Genomic DNA, 24,155 nt, shown 5'->3' with positions numbered 1-24,155 from the left:
CTGACACCAACAGCGGCGGACGAAGGTGGATCAGGGCGAACGGCCAGGGATGGCCTTCCAGTCCGTTCGAAGGCCACTGGAGGCTCTCTGTGCACACCGCCGTCTTCCTGCTGCGGGATGCGCTGGCCCAGGTGGCGGTCTGGTGGGCAACTGGGAGCTGACCCGCCAGGCTTCGGGACCGGGCTGGAGGAAGCCGCGGGTCTTCTCTGCGATGGCGGCTTCGATGCTCGCCGGGCTGCCGGCCGTCTGGAGATGGCCAGTCGGCGTGCCACTCCCGTGCCCGTTCAGTCGGGAAACGGCGGGGAACAGCGGTCGCCGGCGGACAACGCTCACGAGAACGGCCCCTGACCGAGTTGCCTGGTCAGGGGCCATTCACCTGCGGTGGGCGTGGGATTTCAACCCACGGTGACATCGCTGCCACGACGGTTTTCAAGATCGTGGACTAGTCCTGGGGCGGAGCCGGACGCTCGTACCCAAGGATGTCGTGAAGCCAACGGTCGAAGTACTGGCCCTCGGCCTCTCGGTCACCCTCGACGGTCAGCCACTCACGGGCGGCAGTGACCATGTGGCTCTCTGCTTGATCCGTTTCCGCAGGCCGGAGCTCGACCCAATCGGTCAGCTCGCCCCAGATGAGCGCGAGCGAATTACACGCTTCATCACCTTCATCCACCGGCATCCCACCACTGGCAAGGCCAAGAATCTCCAACGCCGGTTCGTACGGTGAGGCATCGCTGTTCAGCATGGCCGTCACACGCGCCCTGACCGCTGTGCGAAAGGCCTCCGAGTCCTCCATGATCTGGAGAATAGGTGCAGCCATGGCGCAGCCCTCGGGTCGTGCCACTTTCGTGCCGGAACGGGCGGGGACTCACGGGGAATCGGGGCACTGAGCGGGCAGTACGGCCGCACTGCGCCAAGCCGGAGAACGCGCAGCCCGGTCCCGTCACCGCCCTACCTCGCTCCTGAAGCGGTGTTCATGCACGAGCGCCCTCCCGGGCCGTCCTCGGGCCATGGAAGGGCGCTCAAAGGTGACCAACGCCGACAGGCGCCGACAGCTCAGAAGCAGGTCAGAACGTTGATCGATGTGGCAGCCGCAGATCAGGGGCGCCAGTGATCAGTTGTGGCTGTGCAGCGGCACAGCGTGTGCTTCATGAAGCATGGGGATTGATCCGGAGCTGCACTCGGCACGGCCGGCCCGCAACAACTGGCGCAAGTCCCGCGCAACACTTCCACGGAGATCCTACGGGCAAGGGGCAGTTACCTGTGGTTCGCGGGCGACTGAAGCTCGTGCCGCGCCTGCCGTGTGAGTGTCCGACTGCGTGACAACGCCTGCCTACACCGGCGGACAACCACGCACACCTGTGGACCATCGCGACAGGTGAGGGGCACGCCGGGCCGAGGCCGAGCGCAGAGGCAAGTCGCTTCGGGACGAAGAGGTCGTGGGTTCAAAATCCCGCTGCCCTGACAGGTGAAACACCAGGTCAGGCCTTGGAAGGTGCCTTGGGAGCGAGCGGGGAATGAATCATGGAAATCTCGCCTCTCCCGTCATTTAGGTCAGAATCTGACCTCTAGGCCCCCTAGCGTCGTCCTTGCCCGGCGGAACACCGAATGACGGAAGGCAGCAACCATGAGCGAGACCATGACTGTCACCGAACTGGCCACCCACGACCCGGCTCATGAGCCGACCGCCACCGGCGAGCGCGCCGACTTGCTCGAGGCGCTGGCCAAGCATCGGCACTTCCTGCGATTCACCACCCGCGACCTCACCGACGAGCAGGCCGGGCGCCGGACCACCGCCAGCCGGCTGTGCCTGGGCGGCCTGATCAAACATGTCGCTGCGGTCGAGCGAACCTGGGTGCAGTTCATCCTGGACGGCCCGTCGGCGATGCCCGACTTCACCACCATGACCGAGGCCGACTGGGCCCGGCGGGCCGACGAGTTCCGGATGCTGCCCGACGAGACGCTGACCGGCGTGCTCGCCGACTACGCCGAGGTGGCCCGTCGGACCGACGAACTGGTCGTCACCCTGCCCGACCTGGACGCCACACAACTACTGCCGAAGGCCCCGTGGTCCGAGTCGGGCGCGCGATGGTCGGCCCGCCGGGTGCTGATGCACATCATCGCCGAGACCGCCCAGCACGCCGGCCACGGCGACATCATCCGCGAGTCCCTGGACGGCGCCAAGACCATGGGTTAGCCAACGCCGCGGCAGGGCGTATCGCCCCCACACGATCGAAGGCGATGACCCCTGTGACCCCGCAAACACCTTGCCCCGTGATCCGCGTGCCGACGAGTGTCTGTGAGGATGGCGGTGGCGCCGTCCGAGGGGTCTGACCCCCCGTCTGACCGACGCATGCTGTCCTGTTGATGATTTGTCGGCCACTTCGGACGGTGCCGTCCGGCGCGCTGCCGGTCGGGCGTGTGTGACCTCATAGGAGCCCGGCCAAAGGTGCCGGCGGGCAACGCCAGGTCGGAGGGGGTGCGCCAGTGATTGCACCAAGCGCCTTCCAAGCGCTCGCTGCGTCATGATCTGGCAATGGCTGAGTACGCCTGGCCCACGGGCCGTGAGGTGCCGGCCGCGGACGTGGGGGAGAGCTGGGCGGCAACCGTCGCAGCGCTCCCCGTAGGGACCCCGATCACAGGAGAGATCACCGGCCGCCGGCCCTTCGGGGTCTTCATGCGTATAGATGGCGTGCCGAACGCCATAGCGCCGGCGGAGATCACGTCCATGCCGTAGGGGATGGAGCTCCCGGCCCTCGGGACCTCCGTCAGCGGCGAGGTCTACTGGCACTCCCACAACCACCAGGTCAGGGTCCGCCTCGACGAGTGGCGGGCGGCCGACGGGTGATCGTCCCTGGGCCGTTCCTGGGCCGTTCCGACGCCGCTCGGTAACGACCAGTGGCGCCTACTGACGACAGTCGCAGCGACCGACACCCCCAGGTCACCCATTTGGATCTGCGACACTGGTAACGCCATGCCTAAGCCCGGAGAACTCACTTTTGTCGCGCCGCGCGGAGCCCAGAAGCCGCCGCGGCACCTCGCCGACCTCACGCCCGCCGAGCGCAAGGAGGTCGTGGCCGAGATCGGTGAGAAGCCGTTCCGTGCCAAGCAGCTCTCGCAGCACTACTTCGCGCGGTACGCGCCCGACCCCGAGCAGTGGACCGACATCCCCGCCGGGACGCGCGGCAAGCTGCGCGAAGCGCTGTTCCCGGAGCTGATGACCGTCGTACGGCATCTGTCGACCGACCAGGGGACCACGCGCAAGACGCTGTGGCGGCTGTTCGACGGGACGCTCGTCGAGTCCGTGCTGATGCGGTACCCGGACCGGGTGACGATGTGCATCAGCTCGCAGGCCGGGTGCGGGATGAACTGTCCCTTCTGTGCCACCGGGCAGGCGGGGCTCGACCGGAATCTGTCGACCGCCGAGATCGTCCACCAGATCGTGGACGGGATGCGGGCGCTGCGGGACGGCGAGGTTCCCGGCGGGGCCGCGCGGCTTTCCAACATCGTCTTCATGGGGATGGGGGAGCCGCTCGCCAACTACAAGCGGGTCGTGGGCGCCATTCGGGCCCTCACCGACCCCGCCCCGGACGGTCTCGGGCTCTCGCAGCGGGGCATCACCGTGTCGACGGTCGGCCTCGTGCCCGCCATCCACCGGTTCGCCGACGAGGGCTTCAAGTGCCGGCTCGCGATCTCCCTGCACGCCCCCGACGACGAACTGCGCGACACCCTCGTCCCCGTGAACACGCGGTGGAAGGTGCGCGAGGTGCTGGACGCCGGGTTCGAGTACGTCGAGAAGTCCGGGCGCCGGCTGTCGATCGAGTACGCGCTCATCCGCGACATCAACGACCAGGCCTGGCGCGGTGACCGGCTCGGGCGGCTGCTCAAGGGCAAGCCCGTGCACGTCAACCTGATTCCGCTCAACCCGACGCCGGGGTCCAAGTGGACCGCCTCGCGGCCGGAGGACGAGAAGGCCTTCGTGGAGGCCATCGCCGCCCATGGGGTGCCCGTCACCGTCCGGGATACGCGGGGGCAGGAGATCGACGGAGCCTGTGGTCAGCTCGCGGCCACAGAGCGGTAATGTGGCTGCGTTCGATTGAGTCTCATCACATCTTCATATTCCGACAGGGGAGCGCCACAGCGCTGAGAGTGCGGCGATCGGGCCGCAGACCCTCTGAACCTCGCCCAGGTCATTCTGGGTAGGAAGTTCGGTCATCACTCATGCTGTCGTGCCCTGCCCGGGCTCCCGGGTGGGGTCGCGTTCTTCCTGGCCAACCCCAGGAGGACAACCAAGTGCACACCAAGACCCTCGTGGCCGCGGCGGTCGGCCTCGGCCTCGTCACCTTGTCCGCGTGCGGATCGACGGACGCCAAGGGCTCCGCGGACTCCAGGACCGTGACCCTGGTCAGCCACGACTCGTGGCTCGTCTCCAAGAACGTGATCAAGGACTTCGAGAGCCAGTCCGGATACAAGGTCAGGGTCCTCAAGAGCGGCGACGCCGGCCAGGCCGTCAACAAGGCGATCCTGACCAAGGACAACCCGCAGGGCGACGCCTTCTTCGGCGTCGACAACACGCTGCTGTCGCGTGCCCTCGACAACGGGCTGTTCCAGCCGTACGAGGCGAAGGGTTCCGACCTGGTCCTGCCGCAGTACCGGGTCGACCAGGACAAGCACCGCGTCACGCCCATCGACACCGGCGACATCTGCGTCAACTACGACAAGGCCTACTTCAGCGAGCACAAGCTGACCCCGCCGCAGAGCTTCGCCGACCTCGCCAAGCCCGAGTACAAGAACCTCCTCGTCACCGAGAACGCCGCCACCTCCTCGCCCGGCCTCGGCTTCCTGCTCGGCAGCGCCGCGAGCTACGGTGACGGGGGCACCTCCCGCTCGAGCGAAGCCGAGAGTGGGGGAGGCTGGCAGGGCTACTGGAAGAAGCTCGAGGCCAACGGGGTCAAGGTTGTCGACGGCTGGGAGCAGGCCTACTACCAGGAGTTCTCCGGCTCGTCGGAGGGCAGGAAGGCGGGCGGTGACCGGCCGCTCGTCGTCTCCTACGCCTCCTCGCCGCCCGCCGAGGTGATCTACGCCAAGAAGCGGCCCGGCACCGCCCCGACCGGGGTGTCGTACGGAACCTGCTTCCGGCAGACCGAGTACGCCGGACTGCTGAGCAACGCGAAGAACCCCAAGGGCGGCAAGGCACTCCTCGACTTCCTGCTCACCAAGGAGTTCCAGGAGGACATGCCGCTGAAGATGTTCGTCTACCCGGTGCGGGAGGCCGCCCAGGTGCCGCCGGAGTTCGTGAAGTACGGCCCGCAGGCCAAGAACCCCGAGACCATGCCCCCCGGCAAGATCGCCGCCAACCGCGACCAGTGGGTCAAGTCGTGGACGTCGCTCGTACTGAAGTAGCCGAGGGGCACACGCGCGGGAGCGCGGCGCGGCTGGGGCTCATGGCTCTGCCCGTCGCGTTCTTCGCCGTCTTCTTCGCCTGGCCCGTGGCAGCGATCGTCGCGCGCGGGCTGAAGGTGGACGGCGTCTGGCAGTTGGGCCGGGCGGCGGACGTCGTCACGCAGCCGGACATCCGGCACGTGCTGTGGTTCACCACCTGGCAGGCTCTTGCCTCCACCGCGCTCACCCTGCTGCTCGCGCTGCCCGCCGCCTACGTCTTCGCCCGCCTCGACTTCCCGGGCAAGCAGGTGCTGCGGGCGGTCGTCACCGTCCCGTTCGTGCTGCCGACCGTCGTGGTCGGCACGGCGTTCCTGGCGCTGGTCGGGCGGGGCGGGCTGCTGGACGAGCTGTGGGGCGTACGGCTGGACACCACGGTGTGGGCGATCCTGCTGGCGCACGTCTTCTTCAACTACGCGGTCGTCGTCCGCACGGTCGGCGGGCTGTGGGCCCAGCTCGACCCCCGGCAGGAGCAGGCGGCCCGGATGCTCGGCGCCTCACCCCTGAAGGCCTGGCGGAAGGTCACTCTGCCCGCACTCGCGCCCGCAGTGGCCGCCGCCGCCCTGATGGTGTTCCTGTTCACCTTCACCTCCTTCGGCGTGGTGCAGATCCTCGGCGGGCCCACCTTCTCCACCCTCGAAGTGGAGATCTACCGGCAGACCTCAGAGCTCTTCGACCTGTCCACGGCCGCCGTCCTCACCCTCGTCCAGTTCGTCGCGGTGGGCGCGATCCTCGTCGTGCACGCCTGGGCGGTACGGCGGCGGGAGACCGCGCTGCGGCTCGTGGACCCGAAGGTGACCGCCCGCAGGCCGCGCGGGGCCGGGCAGTGGGCGCTGTTCACCGGGGTCCTCGCCACCATCGCGCTCCTTCTCCTGCTGCCGCTCGCCGTGCTGGTACGGCGCTCCCTGGACGCGCCCGGCCTCGGCTACTACCGGGCGCTGACCGACGCCGACGGCGGCACCTTCCTCGTGGCGCCGCTGCACGCCGTGTGGACCTCGCTCGAGTACGCGGCGGCCGCCACCGCCATCGCCGTACTGATCGGGGGCCTCGCCGCCGCCGCGTTGGCCCGCAGGGACGCGGGACGGCTGGTGCGCGGCTTCGACGCGCTGCTGATGCTGCCGCTCGGCGTCTCCGCCGTGACCGTCGGCTTCGGCTTCCTGATCGCTCTGGACAAGCCCCCGCTGGACCTGCGCCAGTCCTGGATCCTGGTACCGCTCGCCCAGGCGCTGGTGGGCGCGCCCTTCGTCGTACGGACCATGCTGCCGGTGCTGCGGGCGGTGGACGCACGACTCAGGGAGGCGGCGGCCGTGCTCGGGGCCTCGCCCTGGCGGGTGTGGCGGGAGGTCGACCTGCCGCTGGTGCGGCGGGCGCTGCTGATCGCGGCCGGTTTCGCCTTCGCCGTCTCCCTGGGCGAGTTCGGGGCGACCGTGTTCATCGCCCGGCCCGACAACCCGACGCTCCCCGTCGCCGTCGCCCGCCTGCTGAGCCGGCCCGGAGACCTCAACTACGGGCAGGCGATGGCCCTGTCCACGATTCTGATGGTGGTGTGCGCTGCCGCGCTGCTGATCCTGGAGCGGCTGCGCACCGATCGGACGGGGGAGTTCTGATGCTGCTGAGTCTCGAGGCCGCGACCGTGCGCTTCGGCGGGTGGCCCGTGCTCGACGCGGTCGACCTCGACGTCGCCGAGCACGAGGTGGTGTGCGTGCTCGGGCCCAGCGGCAGCGGCAAGTCGACGCTGCTGAGGGCGGTGGCCGGGCTGCAGCCCCTGGACCAGGGGCGGGTGCTGCTCGACGGCCGGGACCAGGCGGGCGTCGCCGCGCACCGGCGGGGTGTGGGGCTGATGTTCCAGGACCACCAGCTCTTCCCGCAGCGGGACGTCGGCGGCAACGTGGCGTTCGGGCTCAGGATGCACGGGGTGCCGCGGAGCGAACGGGACGCCGAGGTCGGGCGGTTGCTGGAGCTGGTCGGGCTGCCGGGGGCGGCCGGGCGGGCCGTGGCCGCGCTGTCCGGAGGCGAGCAGCAGCGCGTGGCCCTCGCGCGGGCGCTCGCGCCCCGGCCCCGGTTGCTCATGCTGGACGAACCGCTCGGCCAGCTCGACCGCTCGCTGCGGGAGCGGCTGGTGGTGGAACTGCGGGACGTCTTCGGCCGGTTGGGCACGACGGTGCTCGCCGTCACCCACGACCAGGGCGAGGCGTTCGCGCTCGCCGACCGGGTGGTGGTGATGCGCGACGGCCGTATCGCCCAGTCCGGAACGCCGCTGGAGGTCTGGCAGCGGCCCGCGAACGAGTTCGTGGCCCGTTTCCTCGGCTTCGACAACGTGGTCCCGGCGACCGTCGCCGACACGGCCGCGGACACCCCGTGGGGCAAGCTGCCCGTGCCCCACGGCGCCCCCGAGGGCACCCGGCAGCTTCTCGTGCGGCCCGCCGGAGTACGGCTCGTGGCGCCCGACGAGGGCCTGCCGTGCACGGTGACCGCCCGTACCTTCAAGGGCACCCATGTGGCCGTCCGCCTCCAGCCCCAGGACGGCGGCCCGCACCTGGAGGCGGCCTGCGCGCTGCGGGACGCACCGGAGGCCGGGCGCGCGGTGGGCGTGGAGTTCGACGTGGCCGAAATCGTCGTGCTGGGATGATCATGTCGCCCCTAGGGTGAGGGGTATGACGTTGCTCGCACATGACCGCTACTGCGACGAAATCGCCCATCAGGTACAGCAGTTGAGGGCGGTGGTGACCTCCGGCACGGACCTCGCCGCCACCGTGCCGACCTGCCCGGACTGGTCACTGGAAGACCTCGTGCGCCACATGGGCGGCGCGCTGCGCTGGGTGGACGCCCTGGTGCGCGCCCGGGCACAGGAGAACATCCCGCCCGAGCGGATTCCGCTCGCCGGTGGCCCGCGGGAGCGGGGTGACGCGGCCGCCCTGGACGCGTGGCTGGCGCAGACGGGCGAACGGGTCGTCGAGGCGCTGCGCGAGGCCGGTCCGGACACCAAGGTGTGGGCGTGGGCCGGAATCCACGACGCCGGCTTCTGGGCCCGGCGCATGGCCCACGAGATCACCGTCCACCGCGCCGACGCCACGCTCACGGCCGGGCTGCCCTACGAGGTCGCGCCCGACATCGCCGCCGACGCGCTGGACGAATGGCTGCAGCTCGTGGAGTGGGTGCAGCGCAACGCGGCCCATCCGGCGGCCGGGGAACTGCGCGGGCCCGGCCGCAGCATCCATCTGCACGCCACCGACACCGACGCCGCCCTGAACGCCGAATGGCTCGTCGAGCTGGGCGAGGAGGGCGTCAGCTGGCGCCGCGGCCACGAGAGGGCCACCGTCGCCCTGCGCGGCCCGCTCACCCCGCTGCTGCTCGCCTTCTACCGGCGGCTGCCGCTGGACGCCCCCGGCCTGGAGGTGCTGGGCGAGCGCGAGGTGCTGGAGTTCTGGCTGGAGCGGACCAGCTTCGGCTGAACACGACCGCGGCCCGCCCCCCGGGGATACGGGGACGGGCCGCGGCGGTGTACGAGTGGTGGTGCGAAGTGAGGCGTCAGCTGCCGCTCTTCGCGCCACGGCGGCGCATGCCGAAGTAGACCGCGCCACCGCCGACGACGACCAGGGCGCCCGCGACACCGGCGATCAGACCGGTGTTGGAGTTCGCACCGGTCTCGGCGAGGTTCGAGTCACCGGCCGCCGGGGACGGCGCGTTGCTCGGCGTGCCCGCCGGGGCGGAGCTGCTCTCGGACGCCGACGGAGTCGGGGTCGCGGTGGTCTTCGACGGCTTCGGCGTCGGGGTGGCCGGCGGGGTCGGAGTCTGGGACTCCTCCTTCTTGCAGGCGGTCGACGGGGTCACCAGGTCGGGATTGATGTCCTCGTCGACCAGGTTGCCGGCCTTGACGTGGATGCGGTAAGTGGCGTCCGGCTTCCAGTCCTCCTGGAAGGTCACCGAGGTGCCGTCGGCGGAGCCCTTGACATCCTGCGGCTCACCGACCTGCTTCTCGACGCCCGCGGCGTTCTTCGAGAACACGGTGATGGTGGCCGGGGTGCCGGAGCCGTCCTTGTCGGTGACGACGATGACGCCCTTGTTGCCGTCGCACTGGGCTTCGGCGGAGAACTCACGGATGTTGCACGCGAGCGCGGTGCTGGACAGACCCAGCGCCAGCGCGGCGGAGGCGGAGGCAACTCCCAGGACGCGCACGGAACGGCGTGCGCTACGGCGGGTTATGGACAACGCTTGTCCTTTACAGAGTGCAGAACTGCGGGGGGTTGAGGGGGAGACGGGACGACGGATGAGGTGAGGTCCCAGCACCCCCAGGAGGCTCACAGGTTTATAAGCGCTCCATAAGAAGTGTCAATGCATATGCCCGCGACGGCCGTTGGCTTTGCCTGCTTATTAACCGCAGAGACGTTTCAACGCCTCCGCGGCCTGCTCGATCCGGTCAACCAGGGCTATTCGGGACTCCATCGACCGCCCCCGCCCCAGCGACCTCAGCAGCGGCCAGGCGGGCAGCTCCTGCGTCCAGTGATCCTCGTCCACGAGCACCATCGGCGTGGGCTCGCCCCGCGACTCGTAGTAGTTCGGGGTCGCGTTGTCGAAGATCTCCTGTACGGTGCCGGCGGCGCCCGGCAGGAACACCACACCGGCGGTGGAGCGGGCCAGCAGGCCGTCCTCCCGTAGGGCGTTGGCGAAGTACTTGGCGATGTGCGCGGCGAAGGCGTTCGGCGGCTCGTGGCCGTAGAACCAGGTGGGGATGCCGATCGACTCCCCGCCGCCGGGCCAGCGTTCGCGCACCTCGAAGGCGGCCCGCGCCCACTCGGTGACGGACGGCCGGAACGAGGGCGCCTTGGCGAGGAGCCGGAGCGCGTCCTCCAGCATGCCGTCGGCGAACGGGGCGGCGTACGCCCCGAGGTTCGCCGCCTCCATGGCGCCCGGCCCGCCGCCGGTGGCGACCGTGAACCCGGCGCGCGCCAGCTCCCGGCCCAGCCGGGCGGCTCCGGCGTACGCGACCGTACCGCGGGCCATCGCATGGCCGCCCATGACGCCCACCACCCGTGCGCCGGTGAGGAGTTCGTCGAGGGCGTCGGAGACGGCGTCGTCGTGGATCGCGCGCAGCATCGAGGCGAAGACGTCGCCGTCGGCCTTCGTGCGCTGGAACCAGGCGTAGGCGCGCGCGTCCGGCGTGGACTCGTAGCCCGCCGCGAGCGACTCGAACAACTCGTCGGGCGTGTAGGCGAAACCGCGATAGGGGTCGAAGGGGAGCCCCGGGACCGGCGGGAACATCAGGGCGCCGGAGGCCCCGACGCGTGCGGCCGCCTCGGGTTCCATCGGGCAGCCGAGGAAGACGGCGCCCGCGGTGTCGAGGGCGAGCAGGGCGTCCGTACGAGCCGTCAGATCGACGGCCTGGACGCGGAACTGGGCCAGGGAGCCGTGCTCGGCGACCACTTCGTCGAACTCGGCGAGGGACTCGATCTCGCGGTCGTGGGCGGCGCGATGCGGCTGGGCGGGTGTCGGATGCACCCGCCCATGCTAGGCACGGGTGTTCGGCCGGGAGACGGTCAGCCCTGCACCGCGGCCGGATCCATCCACATGACCTCCCAGGTGTGGCCGTCGAGGTCGTCGAAGGCACGGCCGTACATGAAGCCGTGGTCCTGGGTCTGGCCGCTCGCCGAGCCACCGGCCGCGATCGCCCGGTCGACCAGCTCGTCCACCTTCTCGCGGCTCTCCGCGCTCAGACAGATCAGGACCTCGCTGGTCGTGGTCGAGTCGGCGATCTCCTTCTTGGTGAAGGTGGCGTAGTGCTGCTTGCTGAGCAGCATCGCGATGATCGTGTCGCTGATCACGACGCAGGTGCAGTCGTCGGAGCTGAACTGCGGGTTGATCGTGTAGCCGAGCTCGGTGAAGAACTTCTTCGACGCCGCGACGTCGTCGGTGGCCAGGTTCACGAAGATCATCTGCTGGTACATGGGGTCCCTCCCGGGGGCGGTCGCTGCTCTTCGCGGGTGTAGACGCCGGGCCGGCGGGAAACTCATCGCCGTCCCGGAGATTTCTCGTCCGGCCGCTCAGTGCGCCGTCGGCAGCGCGGCCAGGTTGGCGATCAACAACGTGAGCGGGCCGAAGAGGACCAACAGCGCGGTCGCGCGCAGGGCGGCGGCAGCGCGGAGCATAGTGGCCTGGGCGCCGAGGCGCAGCAGCGCGGCGGTGGTGTCGGCGCGGCTCTCCCGGGCCTCGACGGCCGCCGTCAGCAGGGTCGCCACCGTGCAGCCCGTCACCACGAGCGCGCCGAGCGTGGTCAGGGGGCCGAAGGAGGCGGCGGGGCCGCGGTACAGGGTGGTCAGCGCGTAGACGGCGGACGCCACCGCGCAGAGAACGCCGAGCGGGCGGCCGATCCGGGTGGCCTCCGCCATGAGGCCCCGGCCGGCCAGCAGCCTGAGGGCACCCGGGCGGACGGCCTGGAGAAGGCGCCCGCACAGGTGGGTGAGCCCGGGGGCGCCGAGGACGAGTCCGGCGGCGACGAGGATCCAGCCGCCCAGCACGGCCGCGGCGTCGACGGGCAGGTCGGCGAGGGCGGGGACGGGTGCGGAGCGGCCCGCGTAGGCCTGTACGGCGAGGCCGGCGGCGACGGTGGCGATGCCCCAGGGCAGGCCGACGGGCGCCTCGCGCGGTGCCGGGGGGCCGGTGAGGGCGCCGGCCTCGTCGGTGCCCGGCTCCGCGGCCTCGGCACCGGTGGGCTCGGCACCGGTGGGCTCGGCGGACGGCCGCGCGGCGGCCTCCGGCTTCCGTGCGGGGGAGCGCAGCCGCGCCCCGAACCTGCCGTACGCCCCGAACGTGTCCCTGCCGACCGAGTGGCCGTGCGCCGCCCCGAAGCGGCCCGAGGGGCGCGGTCCCCGAGGAGTGGCGCGGGGGTCCCTGGGACGGAGGGCCACCGCCACCGTCGCGGAGGCGAGCGCCGGGACCGGGGTCAGCAGGGTCAGCGTCCCGGCAGCCGGCAGGGGCTGGTCCGCGGCCAGGAACTGCGCCGCCCCGCCGTCGAGGGGCAGCCCGGTCAGGTCGCTGCGCAGGTGCAGGAAGACCAGCAGCGCCAGCAGTGAGCCCAGCGTGGTGGACAGGGCCGTCGTCAGGGCGGAGATCGCCATCAGGCGGGCCGGGCCGAGGCCAACGGCCGACAGGCCAGGGCGGGGCCGGGTCCCCGGATCCGTGCGGGCCACCGCGAGCGCGAAGTACACCGTGGCCGCGAGCGGGACCACGCACCAGGCCAGGCGCAGCGCGGCCGCGCCCGGGGTCCCGGGGTGGCCCAGCGCGTAGCCGAGGGTGCCGAGCAGCAGGAAGCCGGTGCCGGCCGAGGCCGCGGCCACCAGCAGGCGGCGCAGCTGGACGGCGGGCCGGGCCGCACGGGTCAGGCGGAGAGCGAGCACGCGGCCCGGCCTTCCGTCTCGGGAGCGTCCGGCAGGTGCACGGTGTTCACCCGCCGCCCGTCCAGCAGGGAGACCGTGCGGTCGGCGAGGGCCGCGGTCTCGGGGTCGTGCGTGGCCAGCAGGACGGTGATGCCGTGCGAGCGGGCCGCCGTGGTGAGCGTGCGCAGCACGTGCCCGCGGTCGGAGCGGTGCAGCGGGGCCGTCGGCTCGTCCGCGAACAGCACGGTGGGGCCGGGGGCGAGCGCGCGGGCGATGCAGACGCGCTGGCGTTCGGCCTGCTGCAGCTCGCGCGGGCGCCTGCGGGCCCGGTCGCCGACGTCCAGCCGCTCCAGCCACTCCAGCGCGGCCACCTTGGCCCGGCGGCGGCCGATGCCTCGCAGCATCAGGGGCAGGGCGGTGTTCTCCCAGACGTTCAGCTCCGGTACGAGGGCGGGGACCGGGTCGATCCAGCCGAAGCGGTCGCGGCGCATCCGCTCGCGGGCCATCGGTCCCATCGTGTGCACGGGCGAGCTGTTGAACCAGACCTCGCCGCCCTGCGCCGGGACGAGACCGGACAAGCACCTGAGGAGCGTGGTCTTGCCGCTGCCGCGCGGGCCGCTGACGGCGAGGATCTCGCCCTCCCGCACGCCGAGCGAGACCCCGGCCAGGCCGGGCGATCCGTCGGCGTGCCTGAACTGCAGGGCGCGTGCCCAGAGCACGTCGTTGTCCGGCGGGGCCTCCATGGCGCAACACCTCGGTTCTGATCCGCTTTTCCCGTGCCTGATCCCCCGTGTGGGGGAACGAAGGCTGGGCCGATCGGTCACTGGAACGCTAGGCAGCCGTCCGGGGGAGGCCGGACAGCACACGGCCCCGGGCCGCCGTTCTCACTCGAACGGACCGCACCGGGGCCGGTATCGATCATCCAGTCGGATGATCAGAGCTTCTGTCGAGGGTGTAGACGCTCAGCTCCGAGGGCTCAGAGCTTCGTCCACGCCTCCGTGAGGGTGGCGCGCAGGATCTGCTCGATCTCGTCGAAGGTCTCCTGGTTGGAGATCAGCGGCGGGGCGAGCTGGATCACCGGGTCGCCGCGGTCGTCGGCCCGGCAGTACAGGCCGTTGTCGAACAGCGCCTTGGAGAGGAAGCCGTACAGGACGCGCTCGGTCTCCTCGTCGTTGAAGGACTCCTTGGTGTTCTTGTCCTTCACCAGCTCGATGCCGTAGAAGAAGCCGTTGCCGCGGACATCGCCGACGATCGGCAGGTCGTGCAGCTTCTGCAGGGTCTGCAGGAAGTTGCCCTCGTTGTCGAGCACGTGCTGGTTCAGGCCCTCGCGCTCGAACAGGTCGAGGTTGGCGAGGCCCACCGCGGCCGACACGGGGTGGCCGCCGAAGGTGTAGCCGTGCAGGAAGGTGTTGTCGCCCTTGTAGAACGGCTCGGCGATGCGGTCGGAGACGATGCAGGCGCCGATCGGGGAGTAGCCCGAGGTCATGCCCTTGGCGCAGGTGATCATGTCCGGGACGTAGCCGAACTTGTCGCAGGCGAACATCGTGCCGAGGCGGCCGAAGGCGCAGATGACCTCGTCCGACACGAGCAGGACGTCGTACTTGTCGCAGATCTCGCGGACCCGCTGGAAGTACCCGGGCGGCGGCGGGAAGCAGCCACCGGCGTTCTGCACCGGCTCCAGGAAGACCGCGGCGACGGTGTCCGGGCCCTCGAAGAGGATCTGCTGCTCGATCTGGTCGGCGGCCCAGCGGCCGAAGGCCACCGGGTCGTCACCGAAGAGCGGGGCGCGGTAGATGTTGGTGTTCGGCACCTTGTGCGCGCCCGGCACCAGCGGCTCGAAGGGGGCCTTCAGAGCCGGCAGGCCGGTGATGGACAGGGCGCCCTGCGGGGTGCCGTGGTAGGCGACCGCACGCGAGATGACCTTGTACTTGGTCGGCTTGCCCTGCAGCTTGAAGTACTGCTTGGCGAGCTTCCAGGCGGTCTCGACGGCCTCGCCGCCGCCGGTGGTGAAGAAGACCTTGTTCAGGTCGCCCGGGGCGTGGTCCGCGAGACGCTCGGCCAGCTCGACGGCCTTGGGGTGGGCGTAGGACCAGACCGGGAAGAAGGCCAGTTCCTGGGCCTGCTTGAAGGCGGTCTCGGCGAGTTCCGTGCGGCCGTGACCGGCCTGGACCACGAACAGACCCGCGAGACCGTCGAGGTACCGCTTGCCCTTGTCGTCGTAGATGTAGGTGCCCTCACCCCGGACGATGGTCGGGACGGGGGAGTTCTCGTACGAGGACATGCGGGTGAAGTGCATCCACAAGTGGTCGTACGCGGTACGGCTGAGGTCCTGGGTCACGGTTATCGGGTTCCCCACATGTAGGTCTGCTTCTTGAGCTTGAGGTAGACGAAGCTCTCGGTGGAGCGCACGCCGGGCAGGGCCCGGATGCGTTTGTTGATGACGTCCAGCAGGTGGTCGTCGTCCTCGCAGACGATCTCGGCGAGGATGTCGAACGAGCCCGCGGCCATCACCACGTACTCGACTTCCGACATGCCGGTCAGCGCGTCCGCGATCGACTCGACATCGCCCTCGACGTTGATCCCCACCATCGCCTGCCTGCGGAAGCCCACGGTGAGCGGGTCCGTGACGGCGACGATCTGCATCACGCCCTGGTCCAGCAGCTTCTGGACGCGCTGGCGCACGGCCGCCTCGGACAGGCCGACCGCCTTGCCGATCGCGGCGTACGGCCGGCGGCCGTCCTCCTGGAGCTGCTGAATGATGGCGAGGGAGACGGCATCCAGCTGGGGGGTGCCGTTCCTGGACTCGCGGGACGAGTCCCTCTGGTCTGCGCTTCGACTGGCCACGACCTCACTGTGCACGACGTCTCGATAGTTTCGCAAGGCCGTAGCGATGAAATTCGTTGTTTATGACTCCGAGACTTGCGGATTTCGCAGAAGCGGTGCGGACGGGGGTGTTGAAAACGTGGGCGTGCCGATTAGGGTGGGTGTCTCAGCGACTGGACAGCCGCACGGTTGGACACGCTGTACAGCTCGAACCCTCGAACCAGATCAGGAGGCCGGCAGTGAGCACCGAGCTGCGTCGTCTGCGCAACTACATCGACGGTGAGTTCCGGGACGCCGCCGACGGACGGACCACCGAGGTGGTCAACCCCGCGAAGGGCGAGGCGTACGCGACCGCGCCGCTGTCCGGGCAGCCGGACGTGGACGCCGCCATGGAGGCCGCCGCCCGTGCCTTCCCGGCCTGGCGCGACACGACCCCGGCCGAGCGGCAGAAGGCCCTCCTGAAGATCGCGGACGCGTTCGAGGAGCGCGCCGAGGAACTGATCGCGGCCGAGGTGGAGAACACGGGCAAGCCGGTCGGGCTCACCCGCTCCGAGGAGATCCCGCCGATGGTCGACCAGATCCGCTTCTTCGCGGGTGCGGCCCGGCTGCTCGAGGGCCGCTCGGCCGGCGAGTACATGGACGGGATGACCTCGATCATCCGCCGTGAGCCGGTCGGCGTCTGCGCGCAGGTCGCGCCGTGGAACTACCCGATGATGATGGCCGTGTGGAAGTTCGCCCCGGCGATCGCGGCGGGCAACACGGTCGTCCTGAAGCCGTCCGACACCACCCCGGCCTCGACCGTCCTCATCGCGGACATCGTCGGCTCGATCCTGCCCAAGGGCGTCTTCAACGTCGTCTGCGGCGACCGCGAGACCGGCCGTCTGATGGTCGAGCACGACACCCCGGCGATGGCCTCCATCACCGGCTCCGTACGCGCCGGCATGTCCGTCGCCGAGTCCGCCTCCAAGGACCTCAAGCGGGTCCACCTGGAGCTGGGCGGCAAGGCGCCGGTCGTCGTCTTCGAGGACACCGACATCGCCAAGGCCGTCGAGGACATCTCGGTGGCGGGCTTCTTCAACGCCGGCCAGGACTGCACGGCCGCGACCCGCGTCCTCGTCCAGGAGTCCATCCACGACGAGTTCGTGGCCGCGCTCGCCAAGGCCGCGTCCGAGACGAAGACCGGTCAGCCGGACGACGAGGACGTCCTCTTCGGCCCGCTGAACAACCCCAACCAGCTCAAGCAGGTCTCCGGCTTCATCGACCGCCTGCCCGCCCACGCCAAGGTCGAGGCGGGCGGCCAGCAGGTCGGCGACAAGGGCTACTTCTACGCCCCGACCGTCGTCTCCGGCCTGAAGCAGGACGACGAGATCATCCAGAACGAGGTCTTCGGCCCGGTCATCACCGTGCAGTCCTTCTCGGACGAGGACCAGGCCGTCGAGTGGGCCAACGGCGTCGAGTACGCCCTCGCCTCCTCGGTGTGGACCAAGGACCACGGCCGCGCGATGCGCATGTCCAAGAAGCTCGACTTCGGCTGCGTGTGGATCAACACCCACATCCCGCTGGTCGCCGAGATGCCCCACGGCGGCTTCAAGAAGTCCGGCTACGGCAAGGACCTGTCGGCGTACGGCTTCGAGGACTACACGCGCATCAAGCACGTGATGACCTCGCTGGACGCGTAGGACCAGGGCCTGTCGTGCGGCCCCCGGACGGGACATCTCCCCGGCCGGGGGCCGCTCGCCTGTGCCCCGCGGCCGCTGATCGACAAGGTGTCGGGTCGATCCCGGCCCACTCGACGCAGCGTCGATTGCCCGTCCGCGCGCCGGGACGGCATGCTGCGGGTGTGCCCCAGACCACTTCCGGCGATACGCCGTTGTCCCGCCGTTCCCTGTTGCGTGCCCTCGGCGGTACCGCCGCGCTCGGTGCCCTCGCCGGCTGCGGGGTGCCCGCGGCCTACGTGAAGCCCGGCGACCGTTCCGTGGCCGACCAGTCGGCCACCGACCGGAAGCTGACCTGGGCGAACTGGCCGCTGTACATCGACACCGACGACGAAAACCCGAACAGGCGGCCCACGCTGGAGGCGTTCGAGAAGCGCACCGGGATCTCCGTCGACTACGTCGAGGAGATCAACGACAACGACGAGTTCTTCGGCAAGATCAGCCCCGCGCTGATGAACCACCAGTCGACCGGCCGCGACCTGATCGTCATCAGTGACTGGATGTGCGCGCGGTTCGTCCGGCTGGGCTGGGTGCAGCGGATGGACCGCGCGGGTCAGCCGAACGTCGCGAAGTATCTCGACCCGCTTCTCCGCTCGCCCGCCTTCGACCCGGGCCGCAGGTTCACCGTGCCGTGGCAGTCGGGCATCACCGGCATCGCGTACAACCGCCGCAGGCTGGGCCGCGAGATCCGGCACGTGAAGGACCTCTGGGCGAACGACCTCAAGGGCCGCGTGACGCTCCTGTCCGGCCTGGACGAGGCGTTCGCGCTGCTCATGCAGGGCAACGGCGTGGACATCACCAAGTGGACGGCGGACGACTTCCACACCGTCTGCGACCAGGTGGAGCGGGAGGTCCGCCGGGGCCAGATCCGCCGCTTCACCGGCAACGACTACACCAAGGACCTGGTCAGCGGCGACGTCCTCGCCTGCCAGGCGTACTCCGGCGACGTCATCCAGCTCCAGGCGGACAACCCCGACATCCGCTTCGTCGTGCCCGAGGAGGGCGCCGAACTCTGGTCGGACTCCCTGATGATCCCCAACCGGGCCCACCACAAGACCAACGCCGAGCGCCTGATCGACTACTACTACGCCCCCGAGGTCGCCGCGAGGCTCGCCGCCTGGGTCAACTACGTCTGCCCGGTCCCGGCGGCCCGCGAAGTCCTGGCCGCCGCCAAGGACAAGGACACCGCGGAGCTGGCCGACAACCCCCTGATCTTCCCGGACACCACCATGCGCAAGCGCCTCGCCATCGCACGCGACATCACCTCCACGGAGCGGGTGGAGTTCGCGAAGCGGTGGAACAAGATCGTGGGGTTGTAGGCCGACGTCACTTCAGACCGCTGAGCATGACGCCCCGGATGTAGTACTTCTGCAGCAGCAGGAAGAGGATCAGGACCGGCAGGACGCTCAGGACGAGGCCGGCCATGACGATGGGCATCGTGCGGGTCGGGTCGACGTAGTCCTGCAGGAGCTGGATGCCGACGGGCAGGGTCATCACGTCCGGGTCGGCGGTGGAGACGAGCAGGGCCCAGATGTACTCGTTCCAGGCGTCGACGAACGTCAGCAGGCCGAGTGTGACCAGGACCGGCTTGGTCTGGGGTACGACGATCCGCCACCACACCGTGAACTCCCCGGCCCCGTCGATGCGCGCGGCCTCCAGGACCTCGTCCGGGATCGAGACCATGAACTGGCGCATCAGGAAGATCCCGAAGCCGTTGACGAGGAACGGCATGGCGAGCGCCGCGATGCTGACGGTCAGGCCCGCGCCCCCGCGCCCGAACAGGTCGTTGCCGCCCGCCAGCGGCCAGTGCACCAGGATCAGGAAGTGCGGGATGAAGAAGAGGAACGGCGGGAACATCATCGTCGACAGCACCAGGCGGAAGACGAACTCCCGGCCCGGGAAGCGGAGTTTGGCGAGCGCGTAGCCGGCGAGCGACGACGTGAGCAGCACCGAACCGGTGATCAGGGCGGTGGCGACGACGCTGTTGCGGAACAGCGTCGGCAGATTCAGCTGGTCGATCGCCGCCCGGTAGTTGGACAGGTCGAACGCCTGGGGCAGGAACCGGTACGGCAGCGTGCCGGACTCGCCGGGCCCCTTGAACGACGTCATCACCATGTCGAGGAACGGCACGACCGTGAGGACGGCGCCGGTCACGACCACCAGATACGACAGCCACGGGAAACGGCGGCGGTTCATGCGTCCTCCCCCTTGCGCCGGAAGATCCACAACTGCGCCAGGGTGACCACGAGGACCACCAGGAACAGTACGAAGGCGGCGGCGCTCGCGGTGCCCCAGTCGCCGTAACTGAAGGCCTGCCGGTACATCTCCAGCGCGGCCACGTTGGTCGCGTCCCCCGGGCCGCCCCTGGTCATCACGCTGATCAGCGCGAACGACTGCAGGCCGGTCAGGAACTGGGTGACGCACACGAACAGCAGGGACGGCCGCAGCAGCGGCAGGGTGATCCGGAAGAAGACGGTGGCGGACCCGGCGCCGTCGAGCGCGGCGGCCTCGTAGTACGACCCGGGGATCGACTTCAGCCCGGCGGTCAGGACGAGGATCGCCGAGCCGACCGACGCCCAGGCCTGGACGACCACCACCGAGGGCAGCGCGGTGTCAGGGTCCTGCAGGAACGCCACCGAGTCGAGACCGATGCCGTTGAGGACGCCGTTGACCAGCCCGCCCGGCTCGTACATGTACTTCCACACGTTGCCGACGGCGACGACGGTCGTCACGATCGGCAGGAAGTACAGGGTGCGCCACAGCCCCTGGAACCGCAGCTTGTCGATGCAGGTGGCGACGAGCACCGAGCCGGCGAGCGCGAGGGCCACGGTGCCCAGGGCGAACAGCAGCGTGTTGGTGAGGATCGGCGTCAGGAACGTCGAGCCGTCCGCGAACAGGCCGGTGAAGTTGTCCAGGCCGACCGGATCGACATCCCCGAGGTCGAACCCGGCCCAGCGGGACATCGACAGCAGCAGTGCGAAGCCGAGCGGCAGGATCAGGAAGACCGCGAAGAACAGCAGCGTCGGCGTGAGGAAGAGATACGCGACGACGGCCTGACGGCGCCGGATCCGGTCGCGGACGCCGACGACCGGCCCGGTGGCGCGAGGGCCGGGCGCCGCCCGGTCGAGCGACTCCGGGGCCAGGGTGTTCACCATGAGCGCGACACCTCCTGATCGACCTGGCGGCGGGTGGTGCGCAGGGCCTCGTCGACCGACTGCTGACCGGTCCACAGCGCCTCGATGTTCTTGCGCAGCAGCGACTTGGCCTGCTGCGCGCCCGGCACGTTCGGCTCCGGCACCGCGTACGCCAGCGCGTCGAGGAACGGGCGCAGGTTCGGATCGCCGCCCCTGCCGAGCAACGTCCGCATGTCGTCCGCGCGGCCGGTCAGGGAACCGACCGGCACCTGCAGGGAACTCATCCGGGTCGCCGTCGCACCCTTCCCGGCGCCCTTCACCCCCACCTTCTCGGTGTTCAGCCAGCGCAGGAACTCCCAGGCCTCGCGCGGGTGTTCACTGGCCGCGTTGACCCCCAGCATGAAGCCGGTGGAGAGAGTGGCGCGCTTGCCGTCCGATGTGGGGAGGGGCACGGGCGCGACCCCGACATCGCGGTAGTCCCTGCCCATCAGGGTCTTCAGGCTCGTGGTCCACCAGCCGGCACTGACCACCATGGCCACCTGCCCGGACGGGAACGCCTGGTAGACGTTGACGCCGGGGGCGCTCGCACCTTCGACGACGAGGCGGTGCTCCAGATCGAACACGGCCCGGCCGGCCGGCGAGTCGATGGCGGTGCTCCTGCCGTCCGCCGAGACGAACGCTCCGCCGGCGGTGCTGAGCAGGGCGAGGGTCTGACCGACGGTGGTGGAGTCGTCGTAGGTCGACAGACCGAACCCCTGGACCAGCGTGTTGCCGTACCGGTCCCGCCTGGTGGTGCGGTGGGCCGTCTCCTCCAGCTCGCGCCAGGTGCGCGGAGGGCCGTCGACGCCGGCCTCGCGCAGCAGCCGCTTGTTGTAGTACAGGGCGTAGGTCTGCACCTCGGTGGGGTAGCCGTACACCTCGCCCCCGACCGACGAGGAGCCCACCGCGGCCTTGCCGTAGCCGTGTCTGATCTCCTCGGCGTGCTCGGACGGAGCGGGCCGCAGGACGCCGGCCCGGACGAGCTGGCCGTTCCAGAGGCAGTACGGGTGGACGATGTCGGCGCCCTGGCCCGCCGCCTGCCGGACCATGAACGTGGTCAGCAGGTCCGTGAACTCGACGGCCTTCGTCCGCACCTTGACCCGGTCGTGCGTGGCGTTCCACTCGTCGACCGGGCCCTGCAGGGCCTGTTTGAGCTCCCCGCTCGCGTAGTGGGAGAGCAGGGTGAGCACGATCGGGTCCCCGGGCCGCCCGGTGCCCTGGTGCGGCGCGGCGCATCCGGAGACGAGCAGTGCCGAGGGGAGCACGAGCGCGAAGTGACGGCGGCTCGGTCCGCCGCTGCGGCCGGACGGTGTCATCGGGCGGCCTCCCGCCGCATCACGCGGAACACCCGGGTCGTGGTGAAACCGGCCTTGCGGTACAGATGACCGGCCGGGGACTGCGCGCCGGTCCACAGGAACCACGCGGAGTGCGCGCGGCGCGCCCGCATCCGCTCCAGGACGAGGTGGAGGAGGACCTCGCCGAGTCCGGTGCCGCGCATCTCCTCCAGCACCCCGATCGGCCCGAACCGTTCGTCCACCGAGTCGAACGCGCCGTGCATCGCCCAGCCGACCATGCGGCCCGAGGGCTCCCGGACGACGACGATCCGGTCGAGCGGGGTGCCCGCGGCCAGGCAGTCCCGGATCGTGCGCGCCCAGTCCGGGCCGAAGCGGCTCCCGGCGAGCGCGAGGAGATCCACCAGGTCGTCGTCGGACGGCGTGCCGAACCGGTGGCCCCGCGCCTTCAGTTCGTCCAAGCGGTGCCCGACCGGCTCCGGGAGGCGATAGCCGACCAGGCGGCGGTCCATCGCCGCCGCCTCGTACAGCGTGCGGAAGTCCAGGGACTCGAGGAGCCCGGCCGCCTCCGGGTACTCCTCGGCATCCAGGCCGGGGAAGACGTAGTTGGGGGTGTACGAGGAGAAGTCCACCCGGGTGCGGCCGTGGCCGTGCAGCCAGTCGAGGGCCTCGGTCAGCAGCCGGCGGCCGAGGCCGCGCCCGCGGGCTGCCGGGTCGACGAAGAAGAACGGGATCCAGCCCTGCTCGGGCTCCAGGTCGGTGCCGGTCATCGGCGTCAGACGGCGCACCGCGTAGGCGGCCCCGACGACACGCTCGCCGTCGACGGCGAGCCGAAGGCCCTCCGGGTCGAAGTTGGCGTCGAGCAGCACCAGGGAGCGGAAGCGGTCCGGGGTGATGGGGTCGGCCGGGGCACTTCGGCGCCACGCCTCCACCAAGCGGGGGCCGTCACCCGCGCGGAAACCACGGGTGCCGGCCCGGGAGTTCTTCGTGCGATCGGTCATCGACGGGGGTGTCCTTCCGAGCGGTGCGGCAGGCCGCAGCGGTGGGGGGCGGGAGGTCGCTGCAGTGGGGCGGGAGGTCTCAGGGGTAGAGCAGCACGTCGACACCGGACCACCGGCCGGGCGGTGCCGGCGGATCGCACAACGGCAGCGGGTCGCCGCCCGCGTCGACGGCGTGCCGCAACCGGTCGGACCCCCACAGCAGGTCGATGAAGTGACGGTGGCCGGTCCCCTCCGCGCCGCCGTCCGTGGTGCGCCAGGCGAAGTCGTCCGGGTACAGCCGCCGCAGCGTGGCGAGCATCGCGACGGCGGTGCGCACGGGAGCGAACGCCTCGCGGTCGGTGACGTGGAGCTGGACCCCGCGCAGCGGCCGTCCGGCGTGTTTGTGGAAGGCCGGTACGAACCGCAGGTCACGGAAGTGCACTCCGGGCAGGGCGAGTTCGGCGAGCGAGGGTGCGAACCGCGCGTCGATGTACGGGGCGCCGACGATCTCGAAGGGCTGTGTGGTGCCACGGCCCTCCGAGATATTCGTCCCCTCGAACAGGCAGGTGCCGGGGTAGACGGTCGCGGTGACGGGTGTCGGGATGTTCGGCGAGGGCGCGACCCACGGCAGGCCGGTGGCCCGCGCGTCCATGGCGCGTCGCCAGCCGGCAGCTTCGATCACCGTCAAGTCGACGGCATTGCCCGCTACTTGGGGAACGGCCGAGGCGTTGAGCCACCGTGCCAGTTCGCCGCAGGTGAGGCCGTGCCGGACGGGCAGCGGGGCGCGCCCGACGAAGCTGGCCCACGCCGGGTCGAGCAGTGGGCCCTCGCTGACGAGTCCGCCGAGGGGATTCGGCCGGTCGGCGACCACGAACCGTACGCCCGTGCGGGCCGCGGAGACCATCAGGTCGAACATGGTCCACACGTAGGTGTAGAACCTGGCCCCGATGTCCTGCAGGTCGAACACCAGGGCGTCGACGCCGCTGTCGAGCAGGAGCCGGTCGAGACGCTCGCCGCCGCACCGGTAGGTGTCGTGGACCGGCAGGCCGGTGGCGGGGTCGGCCCGGGCGGCCTCGCTCTCACCGGCCTGGCCGGTCCCGTGCAGCCCGTGCTCGGGACCGAACAGGGCGACCAGCCGCACACCGGCCTCGAGCAGCGCGGGCGCGGCCGGGCGCAGGTCGGGGAGGATGCCGGTGTGGTTGGTCACCAGCCCGAGCCGCCCTGGCCCGGCGAGCCCGGGCGACGCGTGCAGCCGTGCGATCCCGGTCGTCACAGCGACGCGGTCGTCCGTGCTCATCCTGTGGCCCCGTCTGCCGGTGACATCTCGAAGCAGTGGGCCGGAATTTACTGGAATGTCCGGTATTTT

Annotated in this window: 21 protein-coding genes; 8 read left to right on the top strand and 13 right to left on the bottom strand. The window is 70.5% G+C overall.

Annotated elements, in window-relative coordinates; all coding sequences use genetic code 11:
- Nucleotides 1-442 precede the first annotated feature (442 nt).
- Nucleotides 443-793, bottom strand: coding sequence for a hypothetical protein (locus tag AC07CM_RS40295; protein ID WP_478881503.1), 351 nt, complete (start codon nt 791-793; stop codon nt 443-445).
- 831 nt (nt 794-1,624) lie between these two features.
- Here AC07CM_RS40295 and AC07CM_RS40290 point away from each other — a divergent pair.
- From AC07CM_RS40290 to AC07CM_RS40265, 6 genes are all read left to right on the top strand, one after another.
- The gene (locus AC07CM_RS40290; RefSeq protein WP_478881502.1) at nt 1,625-2,194 is read left to right on the top strand and encodes a DinB family protein; all 570 of its coding nucleotides are present in this window, start codon (nt 1,625-1,627) and stop codon (nt 2,192-2,194) included.
- Nucleotides 2,195-2,971: 777 nt separating this feature from the next.
- Entirely contained in the window at nt 2,972-4,078 is a 1,107-nt protein-coding gene (rlmN, locus tag AC07CM_RS40285; RefSeq protein ID WP_478881501.1) for a dual-specificity RNA methyltransferase RlmN, read from the top strand.
- 212 nt (nt 4,079-4,290) lie between these two features.
- Entirely contained in the window at nt 4,291-5,400 is a 1,110-nt protein-coding gene (locus AC07CM_RS40280; protein WP_478881500.1) for a thiamine ABC transporter substrate-binding protein, read from the top strand.
- Between the two features lie 41 nt (nt 5,401-5,441).
- Nucleotides 5,442-7,043, top strand: coding sequence for an ABC transporter permease (locus AC07CM_RS40275; protein WP_478881499.1), 1,602 nt, complete (start codon nt 5,442-5,444; stop codon nt 7,041-7,043).
- On the top strand, nt 7,043-8,065 hold the full coding sequence (locus tag AC07CM_RS40270) for an ABC transporter ATP-binding protein (RefSeq protein ID WP_478881498.1): 1,023 nt from the start codon (nt 7,043-7,045) through the stop codon (nt 8,063-8,065). The genes AC07CM_RS40275 and AC07CM_RS40270 overlap by 1 nt, the downstream gene beginning before the upstream one ends.
- 25 nt (nt 8,066-8,090) lie before the next feature.
- Nucleotides 8,091-8,888, top strand: coding sequence for a maleylpyruvate isomerase family mycothiol-dependent enzyme (locus AC07CM_RS40265; protein ID WP_478881497.1), 798 nt, complete (start codon nt 8,091-8,093; stop codon nt 8,886-8,888).
- 76 nt (nt 8,889-8,964) lie between these two features.
- On the opposite strand, the gene AC07CM_RS40260 is transcribed toward AC07CM_RS40265, so the two are convergent.
- From AC07CM_RS40260 to AC07CM_RS40230, 7 genes are all read right to left on the bottom strand, one after another.
- Nucleotides 8,965-9,645: an LAETG motif-containing sortase-dependent surface protein gene (locus tag AC07CM_RS40260; protein WP_478881496.1), complete on the bottom strand. Its 681-nt coding sequence runs from the start codon at nt 9,643-9,645 to the stop codon at nt 8,965-8,967.
- Between the two features lie 162 nt (nt 9,646-9,807).
- The gene (locus AC07CM_RS40255) at nt 9,808-10,932 is read right to left on the bottom strand and encodes an LOG family protein (protein ID WP_478881495.1); all 1,125 of its coding nucleotides are present in this window, start codon (nt 10,930-10,932) and stop codon (nt 9,808-9,810) included.
- 38 nt (nt 10,933-10,970) lie between these two features.
- Nucleotides 10,971-11,378: a VOC family protein gene (locus AC07CM_RS40250; RefSeq protein WP_478881494.1), complete on the bottom strand. Its 408-nt coding sequence runs from the start codon at nt 11,376-11,378 to the stop codon at nt 10,971-10,973.
- A 96-nt stretch (nt 11,379-11,474) separates the two neighbouring features.
- Entirely contained in the window at nt 11,475-12,827 is a 1,353-nt protein-coding gene (locus tag AC07CM_RS40245) for a hypothetical protein (protein WP_478881493.1), read from the bottom strand.
- Nucleotides 12,809-13,549: an ABC transporter ATP-binding protein gene (locus AC07CM_RS40240; protein ID WP_478881492.1), complete on the bottom strand. Its 741-nt coding sequence runs from the start codon at nt 13,547-13,549 to the stop codon at nt 12,809-12,811. Before AC07CM_RS40240 ends, AC07CM_RS40245 begins: the two co-directional genes overlap by 19 nt.
- A 233-nt stretch (nt 13,550-13,782) precedes the next feature.
- The gene (locus AC07CM_RS40235) at nt 13,783-15,162 is read right to left on the bottom strand and encodes an aspartate aminotransferase family protein (RefSeq protein ID WP_478881491.1); all 1,380 of its coding nucleotides are present in this window, start codon (nt 15,160-15,162) and stop codon (nt 13,783-13,785) included.
- Nucleotides 15,147-15,665, bottom strand: a complete 519-nt coding sequence (locus AC07CM_RS40230; protein ID WP_361234848.1) for an Lrp/AsnC family transcriptional regulator — start codon at nt 15,663-15,665, stop codon at nt 15,147-15,149. Before AC07CM_RS40230 ends, AC07CM_RS40235 begins: the two co-directional genes overlap by 16 nt.
- A gap of 203 nt (nt 15,666-15,868) precedes the next feature.
- Here AC07CM_RS40230 and AC07CM_RS40225 point away from each other — a divergent pair, with 203 nt between their 5' ends.
- Nucleotides 15,869-17,308 (top strand): gamma-aminobutyraldehyde dehydrogenase, encoded by a 1,440-nt coding sequence (locus AC07CM_RS40225; protein ID WP_478881490.1) that lies wholly within the window; start codon nt 15,869-15,871, stop codon nt 17,306-17,308.
- A 161-nt stretch (nt 17,309-17,469) separates the two neighbouring features.
- A complete protein-coding gene (locus AC07CM_RS40220) occupies nt 17,470-18,663 on the top strand; it encodes an extracellular solute-binding protein (protein ID WP_478881489.1) in 1,194 nt (397 codons plus the stop codon).
- Between the two features lie 7 nt (nt 18,664-18,670).
- Here AC07CM_RS40220 and AC07CM_RS40215 read toward each other — a convergent pair whose 3' ends face one another.
- The 5 genes from AC07CM_RS40215 to AC07CM_RS40195 all read right to left on the bottom strand — a co-directional run bounded on the left by AC07CM_RS40215 (nt 18,671) and on the right by AC07CM_RS40195 (nt 24,086).
- Nucleotides 18,671-19,540, bottom strand: coding sequence for a carbohydrate ABC transporter permease (locus AC07CM_RS40215; protein ID WP_478881488.1), 870 nt, complete (start codon nt 19,538-19,540; stop codon nt 18,671-18,673).
- On the bottom strand, nt 19,537-20,499 hold the full coding sequence (locus tag AC07CM_RS40210; RefSeq protein WP_478881487.1) for a carbohydrate ABC transporter permease: 963 nt from the start codon (nt 20,497-20,499) through the stop codon (nt 19,537-19,539). The genes AC07CM_RS40215 and AC07CM_RS40210 overlap by 4 nt, the downstream gene beginning before the upstream one ends.
- A complete protein-coding gene (locus AC07CM_RS40205) occupies nt 20,493-21,833 on the bottom strand; it encodes an ABC transporter substrate-binding protein (protein ID WP_478881486.1) in 1,341 nt (446 codons plus the stop codon). Before AC07CM_RS40205 ends, AC07CM_RS40210 begins: the two co-directional genes overlap by 7 nt.
- Nucleotides 21,830-22,810: a GNAT family N-acetyltransferase gene (locus tag AC07CM_RS40200; RefSeq protein ID WP_478881485.1), complete on the bottom strand. Its 981-nt coding sequence runs from the start codon at nt 22,808-22,810 to the stop codon at nt 21,830-21,832. The genes AC07CM_RS40205 and AC07CM_RS40200 overlap by 4 nt, the downstream gene beginning before the upstream one ends.
- Nucleotides 22,811-22,889: 79 nt before the next feature.
- Nucleotides 22,890-24,086: an exo-beta-N-acetylmuramidase NamZ family protein gene (locus tag AC07CM_RS40195; RefSeq protein WP_478881484.1), complete on the bottom strand. Its 1,197-nt coding sequence runs from the start codon at nt 24,084-24,086 to the stop codon at nt 22,890-22,892.
- Nucleotides 24,087-24,155 lie beyond the last annotated feature (69 nt).

It is taken from the genome of Streptomyces sp. NPDC044061 (genome assembly GCF_056434305.1).
The sequence above is the reverse complement of the archived record's forward strand: the minus strand, read 5'-3'. Positions and strand labels throughout refer to the sequence as shown.

Excerpts from the sequence above, each read along its gene's own strand:
- rlmN (WP_478881501.1), top strand. The coding sequence starts at position 2,972 with ATGCCTAAGCCCGGAGAACTCACTTTTGTCGCGCCGCGCGGAGCCCAG.
- AC07CM_RS40200 (WP_478881485.1), bottom strand. The coding sequence starts at position 22,810 with ATGACCGATCGCACGAAGAACTCCCGGGCCGGCACCCGTGGTTTCCGC.
- AC07CM_RS40205 (WP_478881486.1), bottom strand. The coding sequence starts at position 21,833 with ATGACACCGTCCGGCCGCAGCGGCGGACCGAGCCGCCGTCACTTCGCG.
- AC07CM_RS40210 (WP_478881487.1), bottom strand. The coding sequence starts at position 20,499 with ATGGTGAACACCCTGGCCCCGGAGTCGCTCGACCGGGCGGCGCCCGGC.
- AC07CM_RS40275 (WP_478881499.1), top strand. The coding sequence starts at position 5,442 with ATGGCTCTGCCCGTCGCGTTCTTCGCCGTCTTCTTCGCCTGGCCCGTG.
- AC07CM_RS40195 (WP_478881484.1), bottom strand. The coding sequence starts at position 24,086 with ATGAGCACGGACGACCGCGTCGCTGTGACGACCGGGATCGCACGGCTG.
- AC07CM_RS40240 (WP_478881492.1), bottom strand. The coding sequence starts at position 13,549 with ATGGAGGCCCCGCCGGACAACGACGTGCTCTGGGCACGCGCCCTGCAG.
- AC07CM_RS40295 (WP_478881503.1), bottom strand. The coding sequence starts at position 793 with ATGGAGGACTCGGAGGCCTTTCGCACAGCGGTCAGGGCGCGTGTGACG.
- AC07CM_RS40250 (WP_478881494.1), bottom strand. The coding sequence starts at position 11,378 with ATGTACCAGCAGATGATCTTCGTGAACCTGGCCACCGACGACGTCGCG.
- AC07CM_RS40215 (WP_478881488.1), bottom strand. The coding sequence starts at position 19,540 with ATGAACCGCCGCCGTTTCCCGTGGCTGTCGTATCTGGTGGTCGTGACC.
- AC07CM_RS40290 (WP_478881502.1), top strand. The coding sequence starts at position 1,625 with ATGAGCGAGACCATGACTGTCACCGAACTGGCCACCCACGACCCGGCT.
- AC07CM_RS40270 (WP_478881498.1), top strand. The coding sequence starts at position 7,043 with ATGCTGCTGAGTCTCGAGGCCGCGACCGTGCGCTTCGGCGGGTGGCCC.
- AC07CM_RS40265 (WP_478881497.1), top strand. The coding sequence starts at position 8,091 with ATGACGTTGCTCGCACATGACCGCTACTGCGACGAAATCGCCCATCAG.